The organism is Leptolyngbya sp. FACHB-36 (genome assembly GCF_014695955.1).
Lineage (GTDB): Bacteria > Cyanobacteriota > Cyanobacteriia > Leptolyngbyales > Leptolyngbyaceae > FACHB-36.
Map to the genome: position 1 here is coordinate 1 of NZ_JACJPG010000162.1, position 4,874 is coordinate 4,874.

Annotated in this window: 6 protein-coding genes and 1 pseudogene; 3 read left to right on the forward strand and 4 right to left on the reverse strand. The window is 51.6% G+C overall.

All coding sequences use genetic code 11. The features are described 5' to 3' along the window. Positions 1–86: 86 nt before the first annotated feature. Positions 87–908 (reverse strand): hypothetical protein, encoded by an 822-nt coding sequence (locus tag H6F43_RS02430; RefSeq protein ID WP_190340416.1) that lies wholly within the window; start codon positions 906–908, stop codon positions 87–89. Positions 909–1,133: 225 nt separating this feature from the next. Between H6F43_RS02430 and H6F43_RS02435 the strand changes: the two genes are divergently transcribed. After that, positions 1,134–1,541, forward strand: a complete 408-nt coding sequence (locus H6F43_RS02435) for a pentapeptide repeat-containing protein (protein WP_190340417.1) — start codon at positions 1,134–1,136, stop codon at positions 1,539–1,541. Positions 1,542–1,546: 5 nt separating this feature from the next. Here H6F43_RS02435 and leuD read toward each other — a convergent pair whose 3' ends face one another. Continuing rightward, complete coding sequence (gene leuD / locus H6F43_RS02440; RefSeq protein ID WP_190340418.1) at positions 1,547–2,152, reverse strand: 3-isopropylmalate dehydratase small subunit; 606 nt, start codon at positions 2,150–2,152, stop codon at positions 1,547–1,549. A 160-nt stretch (positions 2,153–2,312) separates the two neighbouring features. Then, positions 2,313–2,570, reverse strand: coding sequence for a hypothetical protein (locus H6F43_RS02445; RefSeq protein WP_190340419.1), 258 nt, complete (start codon positions 2,568–2,570; stop codon positions 2,313–2,315). 666 nt (positions 2,571–3,236) lie between these two features. Here H6F43_RS02445 and H6F43_RS02450 point away from each other — a divergent pair. Both H6F43_RS02450 and H6F43_RS02455 read left to right on the forward strand, forming a co-directional pair. Then, the gene (locus H6F43_RS02450; protein ID WP_190340420.1) at positions 3,237–3,701 is read left to right on the forward strand and encodes a hypothetical protein; all 465 of its coding nucleotides are present in this window, start codon (positions 3,237–3,239) and stop codon (positions 3,699–3,701) included. A gap of 12 nt (positions 3,702–3,713) precedes the next feature. Further along, positions 3,714–4,115 carry a hypothetical protein gene (locus H6F43_RS02455; RefSeq protein WP_190340421.1) on the forward strand — a complete coding sequence of 134 codons (402 nt, stop codon included), beginning with the start codon at positions 3,714–3,716 and terminating at the stop codon, positions 4,113–4,115. Between the two features lie 260 nt (positions 4,116–4,375). Here H6F43_RS02455 and H6F43_RS02460 read toward each other — a convergent pair. Further along, positions 4,376–4,874 (reverse strand): annotated as a pseudogene (locus H6F43_RS02460) (hypothetical protein); the annotation flags it as partial.

Sequence of the window (4,874 nt, forward strand, 5' to 3'; positions counted from 1 at the left end):
TTCCAGCGACCGATCAAACGACTAAAACCTTGACCAAATCAAGCGTTTACAATTCCAAATTCCGAACTCCGAATTCCGAATTAGCATTACTCATCTGTCCACGTCGATCGCCAAGCGGCTTGTGCTTCGGCAACTGCTCGCTCGCGCTGCTTTTTCTGATACTCGCGTCCTAGCGTTTTGAGCCGCGCAGTCAAGCTGCGAATCTGCGTCCGCGCCGCTGTGACTAATGTATCGGCAAACTCAATTTCCGCCAATCGTAGGTAAATTGCCACGATGTGCATCACGGCGTGCCCTTTGGCGTCGGACTTGGGCTTGTCTCTGTCGGCATCATCCACCGTTTCGACCAGCATGGTCAGCAGATTGGGTGTGCTGCCTGCACCCTCCGCTGCATCTGCTTTTGCCGCCGCTTCTAAGACGGGTTCTGGCAGCTTCTTCGGTAGAACATCTGCCTGCTGAAGTAGTCGGTTTGCGGCGTGAGAGGCTGTGCGGAGTTCCTCGACGATCGCCTGTTCTAGGTCGTGCTGCCACTGAGCTAGATGAGCTGGCGTAAGCGTTTCGGGCGTTGCCGCAGGCTCAGGGCTTTCCTCATCGGTTTCGGGTTCATCGAGCAAGTTTACTGGCACGATCGGCACGTGAAGCTGCGCCAAGAGTTCTTCTTGCACGTGTTGTGCCAAATGTCGGAGGGTCTGCTGCAAGTGCTGCCGTTGACTCACAGGGAGACGCAGAAATCCATCTGGGTAGCCCTGCGTGCAGACGTGGTAGCAGGCAAGAATCATTTGCTGGCTAACCGCTTGCCCTAAAGCGGTCAAATAGCTGGAGTAAGCATCGTGTAACTCGTCAGCGATCGCGGTGATCGCGGTGTTTAGTGCGGCAAGGTCTTGCTCAATCTGTGTCACCGATCCAACCATAGTTTTATGTCGTCTGATCACTCTTCCAGGATAGCGAGTCAGTCCTCTACCGGAAGTAGTGCAGCGAGGAGAAAGGCTGACATACCAGTGTTATGTTTTCAGTCCTAGCAGTGCTTTAAACTACGTTCTAATGTTACGGCTGCGTCCTTCTGTTGAAAGACGTCCAGTAGGAATTCAAACCCTATCGTAGGAACCGCAGTAGCAAAGAGCTAATGGACGATCGGGATGAATTCAGACGAACTTTACAAGCGGTATGCTGCTGGGGAGCGGAATTTTAGCCACTGCGAGTGGCAGGCTGCACGGTTAAGTGGAGCTAACTTATCTCACGTAGATTTATCGAGCAGCAAGCTAGACCGAGCCGTACTGAATGGCGCCAACCTGCGGGGAGCAAATTTGGCAGGAGCCAATCTACACGGTGCCGAGCTTTGCGATGCCGATTTAAGCGAAGCCGATCTGACGAACGCAAATTTAAGGACGGCTCTCCTGCTGAGAGCCAACTTAACCGGAGCAAAGCTAGATGGTGCTGACCTTCGCTGGGCATCCTTGCAGCAGGTAAGCCCTGCGGACCTCGACCTGAAGCAGGCGATCGTGGGAGGCACTGTTTTACCCAGAGGCTATGCGTCGAACGGTTAGCGAGACTAAACCGCCACCTTGCTCCACGCCAGATAGGGCAAACGAGCCGCTGTTGCCTCAATCTGATCTGCCTGAGCAACCAGTTGTCCGCAGGCATCCCATGTGCCAGACAGCATCATTTTTCGAGGACCGTCGCCCAGCGCGATCGCAGCGACAACGTCTCCGCACCGAACCTGCATCGCGTCCAAGTCCACCTGGATCTCACTCTGCGGATCGGCGGTGAGGCGGCTCTGCAACCGTGCGGCAGTTTCAGGATCGACCGTGACGCAGGGAATGCCCATTGCCACGCAGTTGCCAAAGAAAATCTCGGCGAAGCTCTCTCCCACGATCGCCTGGATGCCCCATTTAGAGAGCGCTTGTGGCGCGTGCTCTCGACTGGAACCGCAGCCAAAGTTACCGTTTACCACGAGCACGGTTGCGCCTTGGTACTGCGGTTGGTCGAAGGGGTGCTCTCCATTGAGGGCAGCGCGATCGTCGGCAAACGCCTGCTCACCCAATCCATCGAAGGTGATGCAGCGCAAAAACCGAGCTGGAATAATCCGATCGGTATCGATATCGTTGCCGTGTAGAGGAATTCCGCGTCCCAAAACTGTCTTGACTTCGCTGACCATAGTTCTGCCGTTCGTTTAGAGTTTTTAGTATAAAACAGGGATGCGCTGCAATGAGGCTACATGCTGCGATCTGGGGCAAACGCACCTAAAACAGCGGCGAAGAAAGGAAGAGGGCGATCGGCGCAATGGAGCTGCCGCGTCGCCCTTATTGCGCGATCGCTTATTCGCGTCGCTCTCGTGCACGTCTGCGCGTCAGGATGCTCATGACTTCTCCGGAAGTCGGGGCGGGTAGCAGTTTGCTCCACGCGCCCACTTGGGCAAAGCCGCGTCGATGTAATTCGTGCACGGTTTCGCGCACGCCTTCAGGACTGCTGATAACGAGAACGCGCACTTCTTCCCAAGCGTCAGAAGGTTGACGATCGGGTAGCGGCGCACCGGGATCGATCGGCGGCAGCGATGACAAAAACGCTCGTAGCATGATTGGGATCTCCTGTATTTCACGTTGAGGAAATCCCAAAAACTCAGCCACCCCACGACACAAGGAAGCAAGGTGGCTAGGAGAATGCTAAGATCCGCCCTTAGCCACCGTGACTGCCACTAACAGTCTCGGAGGTTAGCTACCCTTTGCTGCTTGCAACAGCGCTGGGTAGCGTCGCTGAATTTTTGGGAATACGGGCTGCATGTGAGAGAACACACTTGCAACCTTAGTCAGTGAGAATAACGGGAGTGCGGGTGTTCCGTCAATCCCTTGGCTGGAGAGCTGGAGAGTTTGAAATTGGGAGGGAGGGACGATCGGTTGAGGGGATCTCAAAAAATACGGAGGTCTTCTCGATAATGTCCCATAGCGGAGATATCATGAGACAAAAGTCTCGATATTGCTCTTTACAGGGTGAATACACAGACAAAAGTCTTGGTAATGTTCCAATCAGGACGTTATCAAGACTTTTGTCTGTGTAATAAGTTGTTCGACTGCATAATCTATTGGCAGTTAGTTCACGTAACAATATCTATTTACAGTTGATGCCCCTAGAAGTGTTGGTGGTTTTCATCAAATCTGTATAGTAGGAAAAATATGCTGCAATAAGGCTAATCATGTCTGACAAAGCTTGAAGTATATTTGTTGCTGTAGGATTCATATCTAGGTATGCCGTACTTTAAGTATCGCGGTAAAAGAAAGTACGAATATGAACTAGCTAGTGGGCAGTTCAACCGTGAAAATCTTGATCCAGATTCACGTCAGGTTTTTGATGTGCTTCGTGACCTGGGGGTAAAAGTTATCTATTGCAGATATAACGGGGGAGGTGATGAGGGATTCGCTCATTTTAGTGGAGTTAAGCTTGAGGATAGAATCATAGAGTTCGACGACCTCAAGTACCAACTTGCAGAAGGTTCACTTGGTAGTAAAACATCTCAATACTTACGCAGTTACTATCACTCTCTGGGAGAACCGTCTCCAGAGCAGCGTGTGGAGTTTTTTCTTGACTTGTTAGCGAGTTCATTAGCAACTTTCTTACTTGGTCAAGGTTACGGCACTGGTGAATACTCAATGAAAGGTTCCTTTAGAGCAAATCTTGAAACCGGAGAGATCACCGATGAACAGAGGCAGTAAGGTAGTAATCCTATGACTCATTCTTGGTACCACTCAATTCGTTCAGCAGATCTCTTTGGTGGTGTTCCCGAAGATTACCTAAATATTCACAACTGGTTTGATGAGACAAAAGCTTTTCTACCCGATTTGCGCCATCGCGCTCTACGCCATCATGCAGAAGGTATTTTCCTTTGTGAGCAAGTTTTTGGGATTACTATCGAAAACACTGTTAGACAGAAGATTCCTGTTCGTCTCATCGCGGAACAACATATCCAGGATGATCTAGGTTGGATTCCAACTGTAGAAGACTGGCTTTGCAATCTTGAAGTTCAACCCTGGATGACTCAAACTCCTTTTCAGCCCCTGAAAAAGAGTATGTTAAATAACAAACTTGAGCCGTCATCACAGTCGAACAATCCTGGTGCAGCGGATTGAAAGAGGCTACTGATGCTTAGCTCAAGGTTATTTGCAACCGCTGACCGGAACCATTAGGCAGAGCAAACGGATCTAACTTGCTTGGAGAATAACAGTTGTGTTTTGGGTAGTCGATTCCACTATCAGTCGTCAAATTACTTCTCAATAAGCCCTAACTGTTGAGAAGTAATTTGGCAAGAAGGGCGAAATTGTTGCTTGTTGACATGATGCGTTTGCCCTGCACGATCGACAACCCGTGCAGACATCACCGCTCAATACGTTCAGTTCTGAACGATCGATCCTGTGAGACTAACGGCAGGTCGCAGCAGCGTCACGCGGCGGCTATCGACCACCATCGTCCAAAAGCCACGATCGGTCAGCGTTTGCAGAATCGAGTTTGCCGTCGTCTGGTCGCCTGTGTAAATTGCCAGCAGGTACGGACGCTGACCGTAGGACACCAGCCCAACGTCTTTTCCAAGAATTTGCTGGATTTGCCCCGCCAGTTCTGGGCGACTGAAGAAATCCACCAACACCGCGAAACCCGCGCCGAGCGGTTGAGGATTGTAGCGCGATGACGTGCGAGCAGCCGTTTGCTGAGGTGCGGCTGTTGGCTGCGGTGGGGCAGATGCAGACGGAGCCTGAGACGGAGCCTGTGGTGTCGTTGGCATTTGCGGCGGGGCAGCAGAAATCGGAGGAGGCGCATCCGAAGGACGAGCGACGAAAGCAGACAGCCCTGCCGTGTCCGTAAGATATTTTGCCCACGCGCTGGCAGAATCAACG

What these genes read in the sequence shown, in the direction of transcription:
- H6F43_RS02435 (WP_190340417.1), top strand. Translation starts at nt 1,134, where the DNA reads ATGAATTCAGACGAACTTTACAAGCGGTATGCTGCTGGGGAGCGGAAT.
- H6F43_RS02430 (WP_190340416.1), bottom strand. Translation starts at nt 908, where the DNA reads ATGGTTGGATCGGTGACACAGATTGAGCAAGACCTTGCCGCACTAAAC.
- H6F43_RS02445 (WP_190340419.1), bottom strand. Translation starts at nt 2,570, where the DNA reads ATGCTACGAGCGTTTTTGTCATCGCTGCCGCCGATCGATCCCGGTGCG.
- H6F43_RS02455 (WP_190340421.1), top strand. Translation starts at nt 3,714, where the DNA reads ATGACTCATTCTTGGTACCACTCAATTCGTTCAGCAGATCTCTTTGGT.
- H6F43_RS02450 (WP_190340420.1), top strand. Translation starts at nt 3,237, where the DNA reads ATGCCGTACTTTAAGTATCGCGGTAAAAGAAAGTACGAATATGAACTA.
- leuD (WP_190340418.1), bottom strand. Translation starts at nt 2,152, where the DNA reads ATGGTCAGCGAAGTCAAGACAGTTTTGGGACGCGGAATTCCTCTACAC.